This is a genomic window from Snodgrassella sp. (genome assembly GCF_024103505.1).
Lineage (GTDB): Bacteria > Pseudomonadota > Gammaproteobacteria > Burkholderiales > Neisseriaceae > Snodgrassella > Snodgrassella communis.
Window position 1 is genome coordinate 1 of sequence record NZ_JAGGIJ010000012.1, and the last position, 20,054, is coordinate 20,054.

Here is a 20,054-nt window from a genome sequence, read left to right on the forward strand (position 1 = left end):
TTAAGTTTACCTTACCCCCTAAAAAAGTTGTATGAATTAGTGTAGCCTATCCAGTTTTTTATAGATAGGAATAATTGATGCGTGAAAATTTAATAGGTCATTGTCACTGGGACATATTAGGATTGTGCCCAGGAAAGAATGAATTCTTTAAATCTTTTATTATTGATGTAGAGGATAGCAATCAAAAAAACAATCTGTATATCACTATTGTAGTTTTTAGGTTGGATACTTTTGAGGCTTATTCATATTTTTATATTGATGCTGTTAATAAAAATAAAAAAGACAAAGAAGAATGGTATATTAAAACACATGAATACCTTAAACAGTTAGGTAGACCAGTTGACTGGCAAAAACCGCATCGCTACTGCATTGCTCGACATGCATTTATAATTTTAAGAAATGAAAAATTTAAAATAGATTTAGAGAAAAATAAGCTAAATAGCAATGATATTTATCGTTATACGCTAATCTCCCAATTTAAAGAGGCTGCATTCATAAAAAAATTAAATAGGTTGTCTGATGAAGAAAAAATTCAACTATTTACTTTGAAAGATTGGGAAATAAAACTAAAAGATAAAGAATTAAGTAATTACAGTAGAAAAGATATTTTATTTAATATTCATAGGCGAACATATTTGTATAAAAGATTATTGGATAAAGAAAAATTTAAACAATACTATATAGAATACAATAAAAAAATAGATCAGCTTTATGGTGAAAATTAGATATGGTAATGATTTTGTCAGGGAGGGATGGTTATATTAGCTCATACACTTTTTAGTGGGTAGTAAGATTATAATTTGAATTTTGTTTAATTAAGGATATTAAAATTTGGGTATCGGTAATGGAAAACTGTGGCCATCATTTTTTAAACAGTGATTATATTGGGGACTGTTGCAGTTGTAGGTGGGTGATATGAATGATAATGGAACCATAGGGTGTAGTAGCCGGAGGTATTGTCAAAAAATAGATTTATATTGTGCTTATTTAAAGCAATGGTAGAGCCAACGCGAAATATGGATCAAGAAAGGCATCAGAATGCAGCAAAAGCAGCTTATTTCTGGTTAAGCCAAGGTTTAACTTTACGTGGGATATTTGAACCAGCAATAGAAACTGGTCAGTGCAAGTATAATATAAAGATATAATTAACCTTTAAACTTGGATTGTTTTTGCAATCTATGTTTTTTATGGAGATGAAATATGAAGAAAATAATGTATATTTTTTTTGAGAAACTAAAAATTTATACAATAAATTTTGTAATATTTTTTTTACTGATAAAGATTTTTTTATATTTAATTTCATATTACGATATGAGATATGCGGATAAAGAAACTCTACATGGTGATTTTACTATAGTTGTATTTGATGATGAGACTTTTTATCCATTAAACTTAAGTAAACTTAAGGATTTTCAAAAGGAAGATTTTTCTTTTATTTCTGAAAAGAAAGTTGATCGTAAGGAATGGGATGCTGGTGATGATACGCCGTCAAGCTTTTCATATAGTATAAAGAAAATCGAAAATGGTCATCAAATTGAAACTGAATTTAAAGATCCAGAGAGAACTGTCTGGTCTACTTATCAAGTTGTGAATAATAATATAATACCTATAAAGTCAAGATTAGATACTTTTGATTATATAGTGCTGGCGATGCTACTGGCTTTTTTGACAATCTATGGATTAAATTACATTTGGAAGTGTTTTAGGATTAAATTAAGAGTTAATTAAGCTTTTATTTATGAAATTTAGTTATATGGGCCTTATTTGATTAGTAATATGATTTAATTAATCTTTTTTAATTATAAATAGCAGAACTTGGCGATGTCGTTATTTTTGGAGATTGTACTTTTCAAAGATGCTGGTACTGGGCTGTTATACAACTGCTTTTGTGATTATGATGAGTAGAAAGGATGATATATCCAAGGTGTTGGATAGGGTTGAATGACAGGGTGGTTACATACTCTTGCCATTCAGGTCAATATTTGATGGAGATATGGCTAATTAAGGAAAGTATATGAATTATGCTGCTGGTGGAAAAGTTGAATTAGGTGATGTAGTCACTTTTGGTGGAGGACTTGAAGGAATCATTATATGTTGTTTTGATACAAAAGAATATTTTCCTGATTTTGAGTACGAAACATTTACTGATGTATGTAAATCGGGGGTTATGATTAAGACATATGGTGGTGGGTTAGTCCATTATTCATATGCTGATTACGACTTGATTTTATTAAGCAGAGCTGATTCTAAGCCATAGGATTGAATAAGAATGATCGAATAGAAGTGATATATGGCTAGGTTTTATTATTTGATTAGAATGCTAGGTGATTAATATTAATTGAAATTTATTTAAGTATGGAGTTAAAATGAATTATCCAAATGGTGATGAAATAAGGGCGGGAGATAAACTTAGTTTAGAAGGAGGGATGACTGGTATAGTATTATGTTCTTTTGATTCAAAAGATTATCTTCCTGAATTTAATTATGAATCATGGATAGATATATGTAAAACTGGAATAATGGTAGATACTGATGTTGCCGGTTTAATTCATTATTCTGCACCAAACCCTGAGTTTAAATTATTAGAAAGAAAAAGGTTTTAATAGATTAAAGGGATGTATTTTTTAGTTAAAAATTAAATATAATTATCCTGCTATTTACTATATTGCGGGATAGTTTTTAAATGTTTGATTTAAAGTTGAAACTTTAGCTATAACGCCGCAGTGCGACTGAGTAAAGTCAGCAATACCAGCGGAGAAATAGCCAGCTACCAGTACGACCCGTTTGGCCGCCGCATCAGCAAAACCATAAACGGCAAGAGCATCTACTATATCTATGGCAGCGATGAGCTAATAGCTGAACAGGATCAGAATGGCAAAATGTGGGTAATGTTTGATTGGAAGCCAGATAGTGGCTGGGTCGCCAGCCTCTTGTGGCAGGCTAATCTGGGCGAAAGCCAGACACTGAAACCAGCTATCATTACCTGATAACTGGTCTGCTGGGCACGCTGTAACAGGCGATAAACGGTAATAGAGAACGGAGCTGAAAAATCAATAGCGTTGCAAATAATCTGATAATGATGAGCTGATACTTGCTGAGTCTCTACGGCGATGCCGCGACCGGAGGGCATACAATTCATTCCGTGATTGGGATGCGCAGACTGGGCGGTAAAGCCAGAGTGGTATGATAAGGTTGGCGGATAGAATAAGTACTTATGGTTATGCAGATGGGAGTTTGCTGTTGTACGGGCTATATGGTTTATCGTATTGGGGTTGTGTACTGAATAAATCTAAAAGAGGTTATACACAGGGAGCTGAATGAGGTGCTAAAGTGATATCTGTAATGGATGCTGCGACTAGTAGTGCTGTAGGTATCGCTGTGGGAGAAAGATTAAACAAAGCTGGATATACCTTGGTATTGTCTGGTGTGGGAACAGTTAGCTGTGGCGTAACAGACGCGGTAATAGGAGAGGCTGTAGGCAGTGCTATAAAACCGATAGTGATTGGGGGATAAAGGGTATTGCCGTTGGACTGGGAGGGAGCTTGTTTTAGATTATGGTTTTATTGATGGGGACGAGGAAAATTGCGAAGAGTTTGAAGAGCAATGAGGCTGTATAGTTAGGGAGATGGGCTGAGAAAGGTGTTTGGAAGAAGCTTTACTCAGTGGAAATAATGGATTTAAGTTTTGGATTTGCGGAAGAAGGCATTGGGAAGACAATGACTGCTAAGGGGTACTTATATGATAGAAAATCAAGTAGTTGCTCAAAATATTAGTGATTTGCTTTTAAAAACAACGCGTGAGTTAGATGAATCATTATTGCAGGTACAAGAGTGTTGTTCTGAAAACGAATTTATTGCTTATCGTAAGGTTGTTGCTCAATTGATGAGTATTATATATTGGGATGTTTTAAAAAATATATATATCAGACACCCGCATCTTAAACCTAAAGAACTTGATTAATTAAGATTTTTATGTAAATAAGTTTAGGTTTAAAGGCTGGCCAAAAATATGCCATTATATAATGTTATGACATGGTTTTATATTGGTTAGGTTTAATTGTGTGTTTATAGTTTGACTAGTAGATTTTTTAGCTGGAGGAAATTTGGCTAAGATTATATGTAACAGATATTAATCCAGTTAAGCAGTATGATTTTATGTTATAGGGGTAGGGTTATCGATATAGCTATTTATTATAATGGGTTGTGTTATTTTTAATTGATTTTCTTTGTAAATTAATGGAGTGATGCATGTGTAATAGATATTTAAATCACAAATATTGGCAATTAGTACCTGTGCGTGTAGGAAAAAATGAATATTTTGAAGCATATACTATGGATGTAGACGATGTTGATAATGGCATTAAAGTCGCTATTGTTGTTTATAGATTAGATACTCTTGAGGCTTATTCTTTTTTTGACTTTTATATTGAAAAACCGGATAAGAAAGAATGTGTTATCAGAGCTGATAACCATTTGAAGCAGTTAGGTAGACCTGTTGACTGGAAAAGCCCTCATCGTTTTTGTCTGGCTCGGCATGCATTCAGGATTTTAAGAAATGAAAAATTTAAGACTAATCTGGATAAAAATAAACTGAGTAATGAATATATTTATCGTTATATGACTATTGCCCGATTAAGAGAAACTGTATTAATAAAAAAATTAAATTTTTTGTCTGACTATGAAAAAATTCAATTATTTACACTCAAACAATGGGAAATAGACATTAAAGATTGGGAAATGGATAACTATAGTGGAAAAGATACTTTATATGCAATTTATAGAAGAACATATCTTTATAAACGTTTGTATGATAAGGAAAGGTTTAGAGATTATTATTTAGAATATAATCAGTTGATTGATGAGCTTTATGGTAAAGGTTAAATACGTAGGTAATTTGGCTAAGTGGAATGGCTATGTTGGGTTTTACGATTTTCTGGTGGGTAGTTATATTTTAATTGAGTCTTTCTGGTTAGTATTGTGGTTTGAGTAGCGGAGCATCTATTATGTAAAGGGCTACGGCGATTAGGATAAATGATGTATCAATGGAGACAGTAAGGTTATTGTCTAAATTGCTTTTGGGAACTGAGGGGCAATTATCTCAAGTTGAATATAAAATGCTGAAAAGAGCTGTGTGGATGATAATCGGGGAACTTCAGGTAAATATTTTAGACCTGATATATGAGCAATATCCGGAACTAAGTGATATTGATTAGTTTTATTGAGATAGCTATTTAGAGTGGCAATGGATATATTTGGTATATATCTGAAATTATTAAGAAGATGCTGTTCTGGTATCTGTTTGTATGTGCTGTTTGTGAAAGTATGTGCCAGTGAAAAAAATAGGCTATGGTAGTTGCTGATGTTGTAATAATAAGATGCTCAGGTGTAAATGGATGGCGTGATTGGTAAATTGATTGGCATGATTTTTAAGTTAAACATGTTTTGTTTACTATGGTGTTGAGAGGTATTAATGGAAGCTGGCTCTGTAAGTTTTATTTTCTTGATTGTAGAAGATGGAACAAGATTGGAAGAACAAGGTGAATTTATTCTGGAAGAGGAATACTACTATTTTAAATTTAGGGATAATGATGAGCTCAGGGAAAAGGTAATGGCAAAAATAGATTTTCTTAAGCAACAAAACCAACAAATTATTGTTCGGCAGCATAAGAAAGTCAGGAAAGTATTACTTGGTACTAGAAAATTTTGTTCGATAACAACTAAAGTAGATGGTGTTTTCGATGGTGTTTCAGATAGTGGTTGTGAACTGGCCTATTCATTATTTTATACAGATAGTCTGAAAAATGCGGCAAGGTTTGCGCAGGGTGATGAGGTTAGGTTGGATTATTATGATTATGGTAATGATTATCTGGCCAAAGCAATGGAGATGATGTAATGGGGTGGTTTGTGGTTGATATGGTTAGTACTACGTTAGCTACAGAAGATAATAAACAGCAGAAGGATTTTTCTATTGATGAGGAATTCCTTTTAATTCATGCAAATAGCAGAAGACAGCTTTATCGGCAGATAAAAAAGAATGTGAGCTTGGCTAACGGAGCTGGATGTGCATTTTTTAATTCGGAAACTCGAAGAGAAATTAATAATGATTCTTCTGGTGCATATGAAAGATGTTGGTATGGTGATGGTCTCGGGGTCTGTAAAGTATTGGGAATAAGGAAAATATTGCCTTTATCGTGGCAATCTTCTCGAAGGAACGATAAGGAGATGATACCTTTTGAGGACGGAGATTTGATTATAAGTTCTCGGTATAAGGTAAAGTCATTTGATGAGGTGAAGAGATTGTTGAATGGGGAGGTTGTTAAGTTTATTTATTTAAATGATGAAAATATCAATTTAGCCGGAAATAAGAAATTTAAATATTTGTATTTATCTAATAATGAAAATATGGATGAGTTATGAATGAATGGTTATTTTTAAGATTTGCTGGTAGGGATATTGCAATTTTTTATTTATGAGCTTTAGGTTGTGGTTATGTTTTGGGCTGTGATGGATTTGCTTTATAAAGTTTATGTTGTTGGATAAAAAATTTAATTTGATATGTTGTGCTTATGATGAAATACGGGATTAGAATGTGTTGTAAATGTTCTGGGGTATTTTAATGGCAAGATCTGCTTATAGTAAGAAGAAAGAGGATATTGAGTTTCAGTATCGGGAGCGATGTCGAAATCTGCCGGAAGATAAGTTGATTGCTTTGCTGGGTCATAATGATTTTATGCTGGCGATGGAAGCTGCAAAAATATTACAGCTAGAGGGTGGGCGTAGGGTTATTAAGCTGGCTCAGATGGATTGTTCAGATGGTAATTATAAGCGCAGAGCATTAGCTGCTTTTATTTTAGGCCAAATCAAGTTATCTACGTTTGAGGAAAAAGTATCTCTTGAAATACTTGGTCATTTAGCTTTAACTGATAAATCTGTTTTAGTCCGCTCTTATGCGGTGTCGTCTTTCGGACATCGTTGTCGCCGGAATAATAAAAATGCCGGTTTGTTATTGGAATTGGCTAAAAATACGGTATTGGATAAATCTGTAAATGTGAGAGAAAGTACGGCTTTTGCTTTATCAACTTTTGATAGTAAGGCATCAATACCGTTGTTAATCAAGCTATTGAGCGATAGTCATAGCTCAGTAAGAGGTTGGGCTGCATTTGCTGTTCATATGAACGGATATGATTCTCCTGAGGTTAGAAACTGTTTGGTTTTATTGTTGCAGGATGGTGATTTTGATGTTCGCTTGGAGGCTATGGTTGGTTTGGCTAAGTTGCGTGATAAGCGGGTAACTCAGGTATTGATGAATGAATTAGGTAAGGAACCGGTATATGATGACTTGGTTGAGGCAGCAGGAGATTTGGGTGATATTGCTTTATTGTCTGTGCTTTATAAATTAAGGGATGAGTTTGAACCTTTCGATGAGTTGAATACTTCGATTGAAATTTTGGAAAATTTAAAATCAAAATTATAAGTTTTTGAAATATGTTTGATATGAGTATTTTATTTGGCATGAATTCTGAGATTTATGTTTACTGGTGCGATAAAGGGATAGTATTTGAGTCGCTTTGTTTTAAAAATTTTGATATTGAATAGGTTAATATTTTCTGCTCTTATTCTGTGGTTGTACTCTTAGGGCTATTTATAAGTCTGATACTGTTGCATCAGGCTGATTTCTGTGCTGATATAAATGGAAATATTTTGCCGGTATGGTTTGGGTTAGCCATACGCCATTATCGGCCAGATAGAATTTATAGCCTGCTTGAAACATGGTTAAAGCGTTTATTTGCAAAATAATGGGTTTTCCATGACGCGCGCCGACTGTGGCTGCGGTTTCGGCATTGGTAGACAGATGTACATAATGACGGCTCCCCGGTAGCAGCCCTTGCTGGTTTATTGAGTTTAAGAATCTTGTAGCTGTACCGTGATATAGAAATTCAGGGGGTTTCTGCTCGCTATATGCTATATCAACCTGTTTGGTGGAGTGTCCTTGCGCTGCGCGGATGTTCTGGCCATTTTCGGAAATGGTGAAACGTTTTTTATCGCTGGTCTGTACTATTTGGTCAATTATTTCTCTGTTTAATGTTTCTCCGTGTAGATTTGCCTGTTTTATTAGGATATCGATGTTTACCCACCCATCTGGATTTAGGGTAAGACCTATGGCTTCGGGCTGGTGTCTTAATATGTAGCTTAGAAATTTACTGGTCTGGTTGGTTTTGTTCGTCATTTTGGTTTTCCATTTGTTGATGTTACTGATATTGATTTTATTGCGGAGATAATACATGCTTTGACAAGTGGCAGCCATATGCAGATGCTGCAATGTGTTTCGGATATTGTTAATGATGATAAGAAGTTTATGCGGTATGTGGATTCATATAAACGGGAATATCTGCAATTTGCTCTGGCTTTTGGGATGAGTTCAATCAGTGGTGTTATGAACGGATAGATGTGTAGTTTATTTGGAGTTGAATGAACAAATTATGTGACTGCGGGTGAGCTATGTTTATAGAACATAAGGTTTTATTGAAATACAATAATTGTTTATGTCGAGCAAATATTATTGAACGATTAGATGAGCACCAGTTTGCTGTGGTGACGCTGGATCATATTTATGAAGATAATGTGATTAAGAATATATTAGATCAGAAAAAATATTATTCCGAACAGGTTATTGCGGAAATAGACTCGCCTTTTCTGGCGTGGTTTCCTTCTATACAAGATGCACTGGATGATTTTTTGGATGGTGAATGGTAAATGATTCAGTTTAAATGGTTATAAGGTGGGTGGATGTTTTGTATGTAAAACGGGCTGAGGTTGATAAAATCCCTCGGCCCGTTTGTTGTTAAGGAGGTTAAGGAATGAGTACGGCTCTGCCTTTGATTTGCCCTTTAGAGAGTTTGTCGTATATTTCCAGGGCTTGAGACAAGGGATAGGTGGTGTATTCGATGTCGATAAGGCCTTTTCTTTTCAAATCCAGTACTTCCATCAGTTCGACGCGTGAACCCCAGTAAGGAGTACAGAGTGATGCGCCCCATGGCTGGTTCATGCAGTGCCAATCGAGTTTGCCGCCTCCCAGTCCGACTACTGTCCAGTCTCCGTTTAAGCCAACTGTTTGTGCACCTAAGGCCAGAGTTGGATTATTACCTACAAAGTCGAGTACAACGGCACATTTTTTGACGCCAGTGATGTGGGTAATTTCTTCGACGATGCTATTGGTGTCTCTATCGGTACGGACTACGTAATCTGCACCGTATTTTTTGGCTAATTCCAGTTTATCGTCAGCAATATCACCCGCAATAATGGTGGCAGAATATACTTTTTTCAGGATTTGTACGGCCATATGTCCTAAACCGCCAATACCTATGACGAAGACGAAAGATGAGGGTGTTATTTTGCTGCTGGAACGTTTGATTGCATGGTATGGGGTTAGTGCTGCATCGGAAAGGGGGGCAACTTGTTCTGGTTGCAATTCATGCAGAGGAATCAGTAAACGACTCGACGGGACAATCATGTATTCGGCCATGCCGCCATTGGTACCCAGACCGCCACCGAGAATGGGGGATTCGGACTGGTGTTCACAGTAGTTTTCCATGGATTGCTGACAGGGTGCGCAGTGGCCGCAGCCCCATGGTCCATAGACCATGACGGCTTCGCCTATTTGAAAGTCTGTAACTCCTTCGCCCAGCTCAGCAATCCAGCCGGCGTTTTCGTGCCCGAGGGTAAATGGTGGTGCTCCATCAGGTATGCCCATATGAATCAGGTGTAAATCGGAATGACAAACACCTGCTGCGCCGATTTTAATTAGTATTTCACCAGCTTTGGGTTTTGGTTTTTCGATTTCGTCTATCCGTATATCGTTTTTGGCATGTAGTCTGACGGCTTTCATGGTTTCTCTCTTTCATCTTATTGAGATAGGTATGTAGATAATTAGTTAAGCAATTTCTTTAATTAAAGTCAAGTATTGAATAATTTTATTAGTTATATTTAATGTGTTCACTATTGACAGATGGCGGTTAATTATTTTGATTGCTTGTTAAGCAGATGTTTTGGTAGGAGTTGAATAAAGACAGGGCTGCCGGATAAATCCGGCAGCCCTGTCTAATTGGTTTTGTTTATTTTCTTGCAATGATTATGAGTTAATGTTGATAACCTTTATTGTATTTTTTCTCCAGCGATGAGAAGAACCAGCTTAGGGCTATGGTCATAATCAGGTAAATGATGGCAATTGTGTAAAGTGGGGTGTCGTAGGTAAGGTAACGTCCGGCTGCGGCTCGGGCGGCAAAGGCGAGCTCGGCAACGGCGATGGCTGAAAGCAGGGAGCTGTCTTTAAGTAGGGTGATGAATTCGTTCCCAATCGGTGGCAGCATGCGGCGGATGGCTTGGGGCAGGATGACGTAGCGCATGGCTTGTGTGTAGCTGAGACCAAGGGAGCGAGATGCTTCAAACTGGCCGCGATCAATTGATTGGATGCCTGCGCGGAAGATTTCGGTGATGTAGGCACCAGAGTTAACGGAAAGTGCCAGTATACCGGCAATGAGTGCACCATAGTTGCGGCGCAGTTCGATGGCGAGATCGCCGCTGATAATCAGGCCGTCGGTGGGGTTGATAAGGAGCGGAAACCAGACGAAGTACCAGATGAAAATCTGTACGAATAAGGGTGTGCCACGAAAGATGGTGACATATAGTAGTGAGATCTGCCGCAATACCCATACTAGGGCTCGCACGGGTAAGCCGCCTTTTTCTATGCGGATTACGCGGGCAATGGCACATATTAGGCCAAGTAAGGTGCCCATCAATGTGGAGATTAAGGTGACGCCAAGGGTGGTAAGTGCGCCGTAATAAAACATTTCGCGGTATTCGTAGATGATGTCGAAACGAAAGGCCATTGTGTTACCTAATGTGGTTTTTGAGATGTTGCATGCAGTTGGCTGTGAGAAGCCTTAGCGCTAAATAACCGCTATTTTAGCAAGAAATGCTGTTTTATCTGTATGAAATTTGTTTGCTATTGAGAATAAAGCAGATTTGCAGGTTGATGGGGTGGGAAAATGCTGATTAATTACGCTGGCTAAGGTTGGCTGAAATGTTTACAATGGTGCGTTTTATTATTTGATTCATTCAAGAATTGTATGCAAGTTTGGTTGGGGAGCGGGCAGCAGCCGGATTGGTCTGGCGGTACGGCAGTAACAATCGGTAATTTTGATGGGGTGCACTGTGGGCATCGGCATATTTTACTGCGTTTACGTCAGGAAGCCTGTCAGCGCGGGCTTGGTTCGGTAGTAATGATATTTGAGCCGCAACCTCAGGAGTTTTTTGCGCAGCAGGCAGGGAAAACTTTGCCTTTCCGGTTGACGCCTTTGCGCGATAAGTTGAATTTGCTTGCTGCAAGTGGTTGTGTGGATGCGGTATATGTGTTGCGGTTCAATCAGCAGTTTGCATCTATGCAGCCGATGGATTTTATCAGGCAGATGCTGATGAAACAGTTATCTGCGCGCTATTTGCTGGTGGGTGATGATTTTCGTTTTGGCGCACACCGCAGTGGTGATTTTGCTTTGTTACAGGAGCAGACTAGTTTTGTAACGGAGCGTACGCCATCTGTGCTGGTTGAGGATGTGCGTGCATCCAGTACGGCGGTACGGATGGCGCTGGCAGCTGGTAATCTGGCTTATGCGCGGTTGTTGCTGGGACATGACTATACGCTCAGTGGCCGGGTGAAGCATGGTGCTAAGCTGGGGCGTGAGCTGGGTTGTCCGACAGCCAATATACATTTGCCAGCTTTGCATTATGCGCTAAACGGGGTGTTTGTGGTGGATGTAGTTGGTGCTTTCGGGCGTAAGCGGGGCGTGGCCAGTTTTGGTAAAAATCCAACGGTATCTGCGGGTAGTCAGCAGAAGCTTGAGGTGCATATTTTTGATTGTGCTGATGATTTATACGGGCAACGTTTACAGGTGCATTTTTTGCACAAGTTGCGTGATGAGTTGAAGTTTGATTCGCTGACGGCGTTGCAGGCGCAGATTTTTGCTGATATGGATGCGGCGCGAATATGGCAGGCTACCTGAATTGCCAGATGGTGTTTGGGTGGCCGTAAAAAATTGTTGAATTGTATTGTTATTGTATTATTAGATAATTAGATATATTTTGAAGAGAAGGTCATGACTGACTATAGTAAAACTGTAAATTTGTTGGATACGCCGTTTCCGATGCGCGGCAATCTGGCTAAGCGTGAAGGTAGCTGGCTGAAATCATGGTATGAGCAAAAGCGTTATCAGAAGCTGCGCAAGCTGGCTGCCGGACGGCCAAAGTTTATTCTGCATGATGGCCCTCCATATGCCAATGGTGATATTCATATTGGTCATGCTGTGAATAAGGTGTTGAAGGATATTATTATTCGCAGTAAGACGCTGGCCGGATTTGATGCGCCTTATGTGCCGGGCTGGGATTGTCATGGTTTGCCGATTGAGCTGATGGTAGAAAAGAAGCATGGCAAGAATATTCCGGCAGCAAAGTTCCGTGAGTTATGCCGTGAGTATGCGCACGAACAGATTGCGCGGCAGAAACAGGATTTTATGCGTCTGGGTGTGCTGGGTGACTGGGAACATCCTTATCTGACTATGGACTATCAAACTGAGGCAGATATTGTGCGTACTCTGGGCCGGATTCAGCAGGGTGGTTATTTGTACCGTGGTGAAAAACCGGTGCAGTTCTGTCTGGATTGTGGTTCTTCTTTGGCGGAGGCCGAAGTAGAGTATAAGGATAAGGTGTCTTTTGCGATTGATGTGGCGTATCAGTTTAAGGATAACGCTGCTGTGGCGCAGGCTTTTGGTTTAAATGAGGTATTGGGTGAAGCTTATGGTGTTATCTGGACGACAACGCCATGGACTTTGCCAGCCAGTCAGGCAATTTGTGTAGGGCCGGAGGTGGTTTATCAGTTGGTTGATACGCCTAAAGGTAAGCTGGTGCTGGCTAAGGAGCTGGCAGAAGCTGCTTTGGGTCGCTATGGCTTTGGTGCTGATGATACGGCGGTACTGGCTGAGGTAGCTGGGCGGAAGCTGGAAAATCTGCATTTGAATCATCCATTTTTGGATCGGGATATTCCGGTGTTGCTGGGTGAGCATGTGACTACTGAGGCTGGTACAGGTATGGTACACACGGCACCGGCGCATGGTTTGGATGACTATTTTGCCTGTCTGCGTTATGGAATTCAGTTGTATAACCCGGTGAATGCTGAAGGACGCTATATCAGTGATGTGCCACGCGTGGCTGGTATGACGGTCTGGGAAGGTAATCCGGTGGTGATTGACTGGGTGGCTGAAGAGGGTAAGTTGCTCTCTAACGGTAAAATTACGCATAGTTATGCGCATTGCTGGCGCCATAAAACGCCTTTGATCTATCGGGCAACCGGTCAGTGGTTTATCGGTATGGATAAGGATGGTGCTGATGGTAAAACGCTGCGTAATAAGGCCATGGATGCGGTTGATGCAACTGAGTTTTTCCCTGCTTGGGGTCGTGCACGTCTGGAGGCGATGATTGAAGGGCGTCCGGACTGGGTGGTATCTCGTCAGCGTTACTGGGGTACACCGATGGCGTTTTTTGCGCATAAGGAAACTGGCCAGCTGCATTCGCGTTCAGCTGAGTTGCTGGAAGAGGTAGCTAAACGGATTGAGCAGCACGGGATTGAGGCATGGTTTGCGCTGGACAAGCATGAACTGTTGGGCGCAGATGCAGACGAGTATGACAAGTTGCCGGATACGCTGGATGTATGGTTTGATTCTGGCAGTACTCATTATGCGGTATTGCGCCAGCGTCCAGAGTTGGCTTGGCCGGCTGATTTGTATCTGGAGGGTTCGGATCAGCATCGTGGCTGGTTCCAGTCTTCGTTGCTGACTGCCTGTGCTACGGTTGGCAGTGCTCCGTATAAACAGTTGTTGACTCATGGTTTTGTGGTGGACGGTAATGGGCAGAAAATGTCTAAATCTGTGGGCAATGTGGTCGCACCGCAAAAGGTGAATGACAGTCTGGGCGCGGATATTCTGCGTTTATGGGTGGCATCTACGGATTATTCTGGTGAGCTGGCAATTTCTGATGAAATTCTGAAACGAGTTTCTGAAAGCTATCGTCGCTTGCGTAATACGCTGCGCTTTTTGCTGGCCAATCTGAGTGATTTTAATCCGGATACGGATGCTGTGGCTGTTGCTGATATGCTGGAACTGGATCGTTATGCTCTGGTACTGGCACAGCAGTTACAGGAGCGTGTGGCTGGTGATTATTTTGCTCGCTATGCATTCCATTTTGCGGTACAGGATATTGTGCATTTCTGTTCTGAGGATATGGGTGCTTTCTATCTGGATATTCTGAAAGACCGTTTGTACACGATGCAGGCTGATAGTCATGGCCGTCGTAGTGCGCAGACTGCGCTGTATCATATTACGCGTAATCTGGTGTTGTTACTGAGCCCGATTCTTTGTTTTACTGCTGAGGAAGCATGGGCGGTATTGACAGGTGATGATGAGGACAGTGTGCTGTACCATACTATGCATGTGTTCCCGTCTATGGCAGAAGCTGAGGTGGCTGGGCTGATGCAGAAATGGCAGGCGGTGCGTGCGGTACGGGATACGGTGAATGGGGCAATTGAGTCGTTGCGTGCTGACAAGAGTGTTGGGTCTTCATTGCAGGCAGATGTAGCTATTCGAGTGCCGGCGCAAATGCTGCCTTTTGTAAGTGCGCTTGGTGATGAGCTGCGTTTTGTGCTGATGGTGGCTAAGGTAACGGTGGAGGAGGGCGCTGAGCTATCCGCTACTGTGACTGTGGATCAGGGCACTAAATGTGAACGTTGCTGGCATTATACGGATGATGTTGGTACAGACCCGCAGCACCCGACTATCTGTGGTCGTTGTGCGCTTAATATTGATGGTGCTGGTGAACAACGGCTGTATGCTTGATGCAGGATGATGGCTCTTTTGTTGCCAGTTATGCTGGTATGATTTGAATAACTCAGGCGTGGCAGATTTGGTCGGTCACGCCTGTTGTAGTTTTGGGTAAGGTTATGCAACGTAAAAAAATGTTTTTGTATGGTGCAATTATCATTTTGGGTTTGATAGCTGATCAGTTGTCGAAGTATATGATTTTGCAGCATGTGCAATATTTGGAAAGAATGCCGGTCATACCGGGTTTTTTTGATTTGACTTTGGTGTACAACCCGGGTGCAGCATTTAGTTTTCTTGCTGATGCGGGTGGCTGGCAAAAGTTCTTTTTTATGGGATTGGCGCTGATTATCTGTATTTACTTGCTGCAAGCTATTATCCGGGATGAATTCGGGGCGATGGGCAAGTTAGCTGCTGCGCTGATTATCGGAGGCGCTATTGGTAATGTAGTTGACCGGCTGGTGCATGGGCATGTGGTTGATTTTCTGCTGTTCTACTACCATAATTGGTTTTATCCGGCATTTAATGTTGCTGATAGTCTGATTTGTGTTGGGGCGGTGTTGCTGGTGCTGGAAAGTATTTTTCATCAAAAGAGAAAGGCAGTCTGATTGATTTGTCTGTGGTGAAATCGGCCAGATAACGGAAAGTTTAATGAGTAACAAGAAGATTTTGCTGGCCAATCCGCGTGGATTTTGTGCTGGTGTTGACCGTGCTATCAGTATTGTGGAACGGGCACTGGAGGAATATGGTGCACCGATTTATGTACGGCATGAAGTGGTACATAATAAGTTTGTGGTCGATAATCTGCGCAATAAGGGTGCAGTATTTATTGAAAATCTGGATGATGTGCCGCCGGAAGCAACGCTGATTTATTCGGCTCATGGTGTATCGCAGGCTGTACAACAGGAGGCGGTGGCACGTGGTTTTCGCATTTTTGATGCTACCTGCCCTTTGGTGACCAAGGTACACAAGGAGGTGTCACGGCTTGATGAGCAGGGCTATCAGATTGTGATGATTGGACATAAAGGCCATCCCGAGGTTGAAGGGACGATGGGGCAATTGCCGCCAGGTGCGATGTTGCTGGTGGAAACAGTGGCTGATGTGGCCGGTTTAGAGGTTCGTAATGAGGACAAGCTGGCACATGTGAGCCAGACAACGCTTTCGGTTGATGAAACCAGTGGGATTATTGCTGCGTTGAAACAGCGTTTTCCTAATATTAAAAGTCCGCATAAAGAGGATATTTGTTATGCAACCACTAATCGTCAGGAAGCAGTAAAGAAGCTTGCTGCGATCTGCGATGTGGTAATTGTGGTGGGTTCTCCCAATAGTTCGAACAGTAATCGTTTGCGTGAGGTTGCAGCTTTACTTGGTGTTGATGCTTATATGGTTGACAATGCCGGTTGTCTGCAAACGCAGTGGTTCAGCGGGAAGCAGCGGGTAGGCATTACTGCCGGTGCTTCTGCACCGGAGGTGCTGGTGAATGATGTTGTACAGACTATTGTTTCTTGGGGGTACCCAACAGTGACTGAGGATGCCGGTGTGGAGGAAAATATTATGTTTGTGCTGCCGAAAGAACTGCGTAGTTCATCATGAGTACGCTTGTTTTATCCGGTAAGGGTGTGTGTCAGCGCGCTCATGATGATGGCAGGATGCTATTGCAGGATATTGATTTTCAGCTTATGGCTGGCGCGCGTGTGGCTATCAGTGGTGCATCAGGGGCAGGAAAATCGGTTTTTTTGCGCACAATTTCCTTGCTGGATTTACCTGCTGCGGGTACGTTGTACCGTTATAATCAGCCTGTGCGCTTAAATGCACGCTGTATTGCGCAGCATCGCAGCCAGATTGCCTATGTCCGGCAACAGGCTATGCTGATTCCGGGAACTGTACGCGATAATTTGCGGCTGCCTTTTACTTTGCGTTTTTATCAGCAAAAGCAATTCCAGCCAGATTATGTGCAACAAGTATTGCAGAATTTGGGCAAGGATGAAAATTTTCTGGAGCGTGATGCAACGGATTTATCTGGTGGTGAAGCACAATTGGTATGTTTGCTGCGCATATTGCAGTTAAAGCCACCGGTTTTGTTGCTGGATGAACCGACCGCTTCGCTGGATGAAGACTCTGCCCGTGCGGTACAGAAACTGGTTAATCAGTGGCAGCAGGATAATCCTGAGGCTGCTTATATGTGGATTTCGCATAGTGAGCAGCAGGTGATGGAAGTAGGCGATGAAATCTGGTATCTGGATGCTGGTAGGATTACTCATACCCGAAAATCAGCACAGGCTGGGAGGTAATGATGCAAGGGGCTAATGATATTAGTATTGCGGAATTGGCTTTGGCTTCGCTACTGATTCTGGTGAGTGCCGGTGTTTCATTATGGCTGAGGCTGGGTCTGACCAAGCGTATTTTGGTGTCGGCAGTGCGGGCTGTGGTGCAATTATCGATTGTTGGTTTGCTGCTGAAATGGATATTTGCGGCTAATCAATGGTATTGGGTACTGCTGATTATTGTTGTCATGACTGTGATAGCCGGTTTTTCGGCGCGTTCGCGTGGGAGCTATGTTTATCGTGGTCTGACGCGGGATGCTTTATCTTCGGTTTGGCTGGCTTCGTGGCTGAGTGCGGCAGTAGGGCTGTATGCGGTGCTGCATATTCAGCCGTGGTATTCACCGCAATATGTGATTCCTATTTTAGGCATGGTGCTGGGTAATTGTTTGACGGCTGTAGCTTTGTGCTTGGATCGGTTAACGCAGGATTTACGCCAGCAACAGGCGCGGGTTGAAGTGATGCTGTGTATGGGGGCAACAGGCTGGGAAGCGTATAGGGATACTGCGCGCTCGGCGGTAGTGGCCGGTATGTTGCCAACGATTAATCAGTTAAGTGTGGTAGGGCTGGTAAGCCTGCCGGGTATGATTACCGGGCAGATTCTGGCCGGTGCTTCGCCGGATCAGGCAATTCGTTTTCAGTTGCTAACTATGTTTCTGATTTGTGCTGGTTCGGCTGGTGGCTGTTTGTTATGTGCGGTGTTGGTCTATCGCCATGTATTTAATCGCTGCTGGCAGTTTTGTAGCTGGCGTTTGCAACGCCGAAAAGTGGAAAAGGTTTAGGTTTTCCAGTTGGATAAGCTGGTTAGCTATAATGTCAGATAAATATTCTTTATTGTTAATCTAAACTCTAATTGATTAGTTTTTGCAGGGTAAGTAGTGCACAAAATATGCTGTAATTTCGATTTTAGTTTCCATTTTTAGAAGTTAGTTGTTTAAAGCACTGATTATTAGTTTAGTCAGTGCCATTTATTTTGTTGTTAAGTGTTATCCGTCAAGTTTAAATAGTTAATTTGTAGCTATAGTCTAATAAACTGATTATTTGTTCGAATGGTACCGAACCGTCTAATAATATTGTAAGCCAGTTATTTTTATTCATATGATAAGCTGGAAATAATCCGGAACTATTTTTTATGGTAGAAATTAATTCTGGATCGGATTTGATATTGATTATTTCCACTTTGTCATTAGTGTTAATGCCTAATTTATTTTTCTCAACTACCATAATTAAACCAAACCATTTACGATTACTCTTGTGTCGAAGTACTTTATAATCAGGAAATTTCTTAAACGGATGATCAATTTGAATATCAGTCAATGTTTGGGTGTATTCAATTAATCTGTTTTTAAGGCTCATGATTATTTCCTTTTTTCAATTCACTAAAGCTAATGTTTACTCCGTAGAATGGCTAATCGGTTTGGCTGCAAATAGTTGAGTGCTGTTGCCAAGATTAAGTTGTTGCTGGCATTGTGGTGGTTGGATGTAGTTAGACTCAGGCGGTCTCGTCAATCCATGCTTGCTGAATTGCTTCAAGTATGCGTTCGCCACAGTGTTCAGGTTTGTCATTAAATTCTGGTAAGGCCAGTATCAGTTCGCGCAATTGGGTAAAACGAATGTTGACAGGGTCAATGTCTTCGTGGCGGTCTGCCAGTTCTTCGGCAATGCGGTGTATATCAGTCCATTTCATGGTGTAAATCTGTATTGATGCGGATGATTGGCAAGGGAATATAAAGTTTCAGGGTAGTTTACCGATACGGTTTAATTTTAATGCTCTTCACGCGCGTGGTTAATGGTGTATTTGGGAATTTCAATTGTGACGTCATGGTCAGCCAGTCTTGCCTGACAGCTCAGGCGTGAATCTGCTTCCAGCCCCCAAGCCTGATCCAGTAAATCTTCTTCCTGTTCGGTTGGTTCAGGCAGGCTGTCGTATCCTGTTCGAATCAGAACATGACAGGTTGTACAGGCACAGGATTGCTCGCAAGCGTGTTCAATTTCAATATCATGCTCAAGTAATGCATCACAAATGCTGGTTCCTGAGGGAATGTTGTCTAATACTTTTCCTTCAGGACAGAGTTGAGGATGAGGCAGTACAGTAATTTTGGGCATGGTGGTTCCGTATTTCTAAATAATGCAGGCGTGGCTGGTTTTAAGAAGTGCAATTAGCCACGCCGAGGTTGGTATTAAATCAGTCTTTGAGCTTTCAATACAGCGGTGATGCCGTCATCAGCTTCTACGCGCTGATAAAATGCATTCAGGTTATGGTATTGGCTCAGGTCAATTTTACATCTTTGCGCCCAGCGCATTTCTATATAAACGTAAACATCGGCAATACTGATGCTGTTCCCGGTTAAGTAATCCTGTTGTGCCACAACTTGATCAATTCCAGCAAACATTTTGGCTACTGCATCACAGGCATTGGTTTTAAGCTTGTTTTGTGCTTCTTCGCCCTCAATCATTCTGGCTGCACCAAAAATAGGTTTGAATCCTGAATGTAAATCACTATTGGCAAAAGCTAACCACTGACGTGCTTTGGCACGGGCTTTAGGATCATTGTTGGCTGCGACACCATAAATACCTTTGTCGGGCGCAAGGTCATTAATGTAATCGATAATGGCTATGTTCTGGCTAAGTGCCCAGTTACCGTCTGTAAGTAAAGGTACTTGGCCTTGTGGATTCAAGGCCAGATATTGTGCCGATTTAACGGTGTCGCGACCTACTTCTTCAGCAGTGTATTGCAGCCCGCTCCATTGCAGGGCCACATGTGGGACGAATGAACAGGTACCAGCTATGTAATATAGTTTTAACATTTTGTTATC

General features: G+C 41.2%; 25 protein-coding genes. 18 read left to right on the forward strand and 7 right to left on the reverse strand.

Features of this window, described 5'->3' with window-relative positions; genetic code table 11:
• Positions 1 to 77: 77 nt before the first annotated feature.
• From J6578_RS09710 to J6578_RS09760, 11 genes are all read left to right on the forward strand, one after another.
• Positions 78 to 725 carry a hypothetical protein gene (locus J6578_RS09710; RefSeq protein WP_287954526.1) on the forward strand — a complete coding sequence of 216 codons (648 nt, stop codon included), beginning with the start codon at positions 78 to 80 and terminating at the stop codon, positions 723 to 725.
• A 475-nt stretch (positions 726 to 1,200) separates the two neighbouring features.
• Positions 1,201 to 1,728, forward strand: a complete 528-nt coding sequence (locus tag J6578_RS09715; protein WP_287954527.1) for a hypothetical protein — start codon at positions 1,201 to 1,203, stop codon at positions 1,726 to 1,728.
• A 286-nt stretch (positions 1,729 to 2,014) separates the two neighbouring features.
• Entirely contained in the window at positions 2,015 to 2,257 is a 243-nt protein-coding gene (locus tag J6578_RS09720; RefSeq protein ID WP_239427998.1) for a hypothetical protein, read from the forward strand.
• A 109-nt stretch (positions 2,258 to 2,366) separates the two neighbouring features.
• On the forward strand, positions 2,367 to 2,603 hold the full coding sequence (locus tag J6578_RS09725; RefSeq protein ID WP_287954529.1) for a hypothetical protein: 237 nt from the start codon (positions 2,367 to 2,369) through the stop codon (positions 2,601 to 2,603).
• 120 nt (positions 2,604 to 2,723) lie between these two features.
• Positions 2,724 to 2,987: an RHS repeat domain-containing protein gene (locus tag J6578_RS09730; protein ID WP_287954531.1), complete on the forward strand. Its 264-nt coding sequence runs from the start codon at positions 2,724 to 2,726 to the stop codon at positions 2,985 to 2,987.
• Positions 2,988 to 3,342: 355 nt separating this feature from the next.
• Positions 3,343 to 3,513, forward strand: a complete 171-nt coding sequence (locus J6578_RS09735; protein ID WP_287954533.1) for a hypothetical protein — start codon at positions 3,343 to 3,345, stop codon at positions 3,511 to 3,513.
• A gap of 225 nt (positions 3,514 to 3,738) precedes the next feature.
• A complete protein-coding gene (locus J6578_RS09740; RefSeq protein WP_085166152.1) occupies positions 3,739 to 3,960 on the forward strand; it encodes a hypothetical protein in 222 nt (73 codons plus the stop codon).
• Between the two features lie 287 nt (positions 3,961 to 4,247).
• Positions 4,248 to 4,880 carry a hypothetical protein gene (locus tag J6578_RS09745; RefSeq protein WP_100113706.1) on the forward strand — a complete coding sequence of 211 codons (633 nt, stop codon included), beginning with the start codon at positions 4,248 to 4,250 and terminating at the stop codon, positions 4,878 to 4,880.
• A gap of 589 nt (positions 4,881 to 5,469) precedes the next feature.
• Positions 5,470 to 5,892, forward strand: a complete 423-nt coding sequence (locus J6578_RS09750) for a hypothetical protein (RefSeq protein ID WP_239427994.1) — start codon at positions 5,470 to 5,472, stop codon at positions 5,890 to 5,892.
• Positions 5,892 to 6,416, forward strand: a complete 525-nt coding sequence (locus J6578_RS09755; protein WP_239427993.1) for a hypothetical protein — start codon at positions 5,892 to 5,894, stop codon at positions 6,414 to 6,416. Before J6578_RS09750 ends, J6578_RS09755 begins: the two co-directional genes overlap by 1 nt.
• Positions 6,417 to 6,597: 181 nt before the next feature.
• Positions 6,598 to 7,473: a hypothetical protein gene (locus tag J6578_RS09760; RefSeq protein ID WP_287954539.1), complete on the forward strand. Its 876-nt coding sequence runs from the start codon at positions 6,598 to 6,600 to the stop codon at positions 7,471 to 7,473.
• 168 nt (positions 7,474 to 7,641) lie between these two features.
• On the opposite strand, the gene J6578_RS09765 is transcribed toward J6578_RS09760, so the two are convergent.
• Positions 7,642 to 8,226: an RNA 2'-phosphotransferase gene (locus J6578_RS09765; RefSeq protein WP_093092277.1), complete on the reverse strand. Its 585-nt coding sequence runs from the start codon at positions 8,224 to 8,226 to the stop codon at positions 7,642 to 7,644.
• Between the two features lie 272 nt (positions 8,227 to 8,498).
• Here J6578_RS09765 and J6578_RS09770 point away from each other — a divergent pair, with 272 nt between their 5' ends.
• On the forward strand, positions 8,499 to 8,753 hold the full coding sequence (locus tag J6578_RS09770; protein ID WP_287954541.1) for a hypothetical protein: 255 nt from the start codon (positions 8,499 to 8,501) through the stop codon (positions 8,751 to 8,753).
• Positions 8,754 to 8,850: 97 nt separating this feature from the next.
• Here J6578_RS09770 and J6578_RS09775 read toward each other — a convergent pair whose 3' ends face one another.
• Entirely contained in the window at positions 8,851 to 9,885 is a 1,035-nt protein-coding gene (locus tag J6578_RS09775; protein ID WP_287954542.1) for an NAD(P)-dependent alcohol dehydrogenase, read from the reverse strand.
• 250 nt (positions 9,886 to 10,135) lie between these two features.
• A complete protein-coding gene (locus J6578_RS09780; RefSeq protein ID WP_093092254.1) occupies positions 10,136 to 10,885 on the reverse strand; it encodes an amino acid ABC transporter permease in 750 nt (249 codons plus the stop codon).
• A gap of 240 nt (positions 10,886 to 11,125) precedes the next feature.
• Here J6578_RS09780 and ribF point away from each other — a divergent pair, with 240 nt between their 5' ends.
• From ribF to J6578_RS09810, 6 genes are all read left to right on the forward strand, one after another.
• Positions 11,126 to 12,055, forward strand: coding sequence for a bifunctional riboflavin kinase/FAD synthetase (ribF, locus tag J6578_RS09785; RefSeq protein ID WP_100102596.1), 930 nt, complete (start codon positions 11,126 to 11,128; stop codon positions 12,053 to 12,055).
• 93 nt (positions 12,056 to 12,148) lie between these two features.
• The gene (gene ileS, locus J6578_RS09790) at positions 12,149 to 14,935 is read left to right on the forward strand and encodes an isoleucine--tRNA ligase (protein ID WP_287954543.1); all 2,787 of its coding nucleotides are present in this window, start codon (positions 12,149 to 12,151) and stop codon (positions 14,933 to 14,935) included.
• Between the two features lie 104 nt (positions 14,936 to 15,039).
• Positions 15,040 to 15,525: a signal peptidase II gene (gene lspA / locus J6578_RS09795; protein WP_037404887.1), complete on the forward strand. Its 486-nt coding sequence runs from the start codon at positions 15,040 to 15,042 to the stop codon at positions 15,523 to 15,525.
• Between the two features lie 43 nt (positions 15,526 to 15,568).
• Positions 15,569 to 16,510 (forward strand): 4-hydroxy-3-methylbut-2-enyl diphosphate reductase, encoded by a 942-nt coding sequence (ispH, locus tag J6578_RS09800; protein ID WP_093092248.1) that lies wholly within the window; start codon positions 15,569 to 15,571, stop codon positions 16,508 to 16,510.
• Positions 16,507 to 17,208, forward strand: a complete 702-nt coding sequence (locus tag J6578_RS09805) for an ABC transporter ATP-binding protein (RefSeq protein ID WP_037490121.1) — start codon at positions 16,507 to 16,509, stop codon at positions 17,206 to 17,208. Before ispH ends, J6578_RS09805 begins: the two co-directional genes overlap by 4 nt.
• Positions 17,208 to 18,020: an ABC transporter permease gene (locus J6578_RS09810; RefSeq protein WP_287954545.1), complete on the forward strand. Its 813-nt coding sequence runs from the start codon at positions 17,208 to 17,210 to the stop codon at positions 18,018 to 18,020. The genes J6578_RS09805 and J6578_RS09810 overlap by 1 nt, the downstream gene beginning before the upstream one ends.
• A gap of 217 nt (positions 18,021 to 18,237) precedes the next feature.
• On the opposite strand, the gene J6578_RS09815 is transcribed toward J6578_RS09810, so the two are convergent.
• From J6578_RS09815 to J6578_RS09830, 4 genes are all read right to left on the reverse strand, one after another.
• Complete coding sequence (locus J6578_RS09815) at positions 18,238 to 18,594, reverse strand: MmcQ/YjbR family DNA-binding protein (RefSeq protein WP_037404891.1); 357 nt, start codon at positions 18,592 to 18,594, stop codon at positions 18,238 to 18,240.
• 136 nt (positions 18,595 to 18,730) lie between these two features.
• Entirely contained in the window at positions 18,731 to 18,925 is a 195-nt protein-coding gene (iscX, locus tag J6578_RS09820; protein ID WP_239349207.1) for a Fe-S cluster assembly protein IscX, read from the reverse strand.
• 77 nt (positions 18,926 to 19,002) lie between these two features.
• Complete coding sequence (gene fdx / locus J6578_RS09825; RefSeq protein WP_100102591.1) at positions 19,003 to 19,344, reverse strand: ISC system 2Fe-2S type ferredoxin; 342 nt, start codon at positions 19,342 to 19,344, stop codon at positions 19,003 to 19,005.
• 74 nt (positions 19,345 to 19,418) lie between these two features.
• Complete coding sequence (locus J6578_RS09830; RefSeq protein WP_287954548.1) at positions 19,419 to 20,045, reverse strand: glutathione S-transferase family protein; 627 nt, start codon at positions 20,043 to 20,045, stop codon at positions 19,419 to 19,421.
• Positions 20,046 to 20,054 lie beyond the last annotated feature (9 nt).

What these genes read in the sequence shown, in the direction of transcription:
- J6578_RS09710 (WP_287954526.1), top strand. Translation starts at nt 78, where the DNA reads ATGCGTGAAAATTTAATAGGTCATTGTCACTGGGACATATTAGGATTG.
- J6578_RS09715 (WP_287954527.1), top strand. Translation starts at nt 1,201, where the DNA reads ATGAAGAAAATAATGTATATTTTTTTTGAGAAACTAAAAATTTATACA.
- J6578_RS09720 (WP_239427998.1), top strand. Translation starts at nt 2,015, where the DNA reads ATGAATTATGCTGCTGGTGGAAAAGTTGAATTAGGTGATGTAGTCACT.
- J6578_RS09725 (WP_287954529.1), top strand. Translation starts at nt 2,367, where the DNA reads ATGAATTATCCAAATGGTGATGAAATAAGGGCGGGAGATAAACTTAGT.
- J6578_RS09735 (WP_287954533.1), top strand. Translation starts at nt 3,343, where the DNA reads ATGGATGCTGCGACTAGTAGTGCTGTAGGTATCGCTGTGGGAGAAAGA.
- J6578_RS09740 (WP_085166152.1), top strand. Translation starts at nt 3,739, where the DNA reads ATGATAGAAAATCAAGTAGTTGCTCAAAATATTAGTGATTTGCTTTTA.
- J6578_RS09745 (WP_100113706.1), top strand. Translation starts at nt 4,248, where the DNA reads ATGTGTAATAGATATTTAAATCACAAATATTGGCAATTAGTACCTGTG.
- J6578_RS09750 (WP_239427994.1), top strand. Translation starts at nt 5,470, where the DNA reads ATGGAAGCTGGCTCTGTAAGTTTTATTTTCTTGATTGTAGAAGATGGA.
- J6578_RS09755 (WP_239427993.1), top strand. Translation starts at nt 5,892, where the DNA reads ATGGGGTGGTTTGTGGTTGATATGGTTAGTACTACGTTAGCTACAGAA.
- J6578_RS09760 (WP_287954539.1), top strand. Translation starts at nt 6,598, where the DNA reads ATGTTCTGGGGTATTTTAATGGCAAGATCTGCTTATAGTAAGAAGAAA.
- J6578_RS09765 (WP_093092277.1), bottom strand. Translation starts at nt 8,226, where the DNA reads ATGACGAACAAAACCAACCAGACCAGTAAATTTCTAAGCTACATATTA.
- J6578_RS09770 (WP_287954541.1), top strand. Translation starts at nt 8,499, where the DNA reads ATGTTTATAGAACATAAGGTTTTATTGAAATACAATAATTGTTTATGT.
- J6578_RS09775 (WP_287954542.1), bottom strand. Translation starts at nt 9,885, where the DNA reads ATGAAAGCCGTCAGACTACATGCCAAAAACGATATACGGATAGACGAA.
- J6578_RS09780 (WP_093092254.1), bottom strand. Translation starts at nt 10,885, where the DNA reads ATGGCCTTTCGTTTCGACATCATCTACGAATACCGCGAAATGTTTTAT.
- ribF (WP_100102596.1), top strand. Translation starts at nt 11,126, where the DNA reads ATGCAAGTTTGGTTGGGGAGCGGGCAGCAGCCGGATTGGTCTGGCGGT.
- ileS (WP_287954543.1), top strand. Translation starts at nt 12,149, where the DNA reads ATGACTGACTATAGTAAAACTGTAAATTTGTTGGATACGCCGTTTCCG.
- lspA (WP_037404887.1), top strand. Translation starts at nt 15,040, where the DNA reads ATGCAACGTAAAAAAATGTTTTTGTATGGTGCAATTATCATTTTGGGT.
- ispH (WP_093092248.1), top strand. Translation starts at nt 15,569, where the DNA reads ATGAGTAACAAGAAGATTTTGCTGGCCAATCCGCGTGGATTTTGTGCT.
- J6578_RS09805 (WP_037490121.1), top strand. Translation starts at nt 16,507, where the DNA reads ATGAGTACGCTTGTTTTATCCGGTAAGGGTGTGTGTCAGCGCGCTCAT.
- J6578_RS09810 (WP_287954545.1), top strand. Translation starts at nt 17,208, where the DNA reads ATGATGCAAGGGGCTAATGATATTAGTATTGCGGAATTGGCTTTGGCT.
- J6578_RS09815 (WP_037404891.1), bottom strand. Translation starts at nt 18,594, where the DNA reads ATGAGCCTTAAAAACAGATTAATTGAATACACCCAAACATTGACTGAT.
- iscX (WP_239349207.1), bottom strand. Translation starts at nt 18,925, where the DNA reads ATGAAATGGACTGATATACACCGCATTGCCGAAGAACTGGCAGACCGC.
- fdx (WP_100102591.1), bottom strand. Translation starts at nt 19,344, where the DNA reads ATGCCCAAAATTACTGTACTGCCTCATCCTCAACTCTGTCCTGAAGGA.
- J6578_RS09830 (WP_287954548.1), bottom strand. Translation starts at nt 20,045, where the DNA reads ATGTTAAAACTATATTACATAGCTGGTACCTGTTCATTCGTCCCACAT.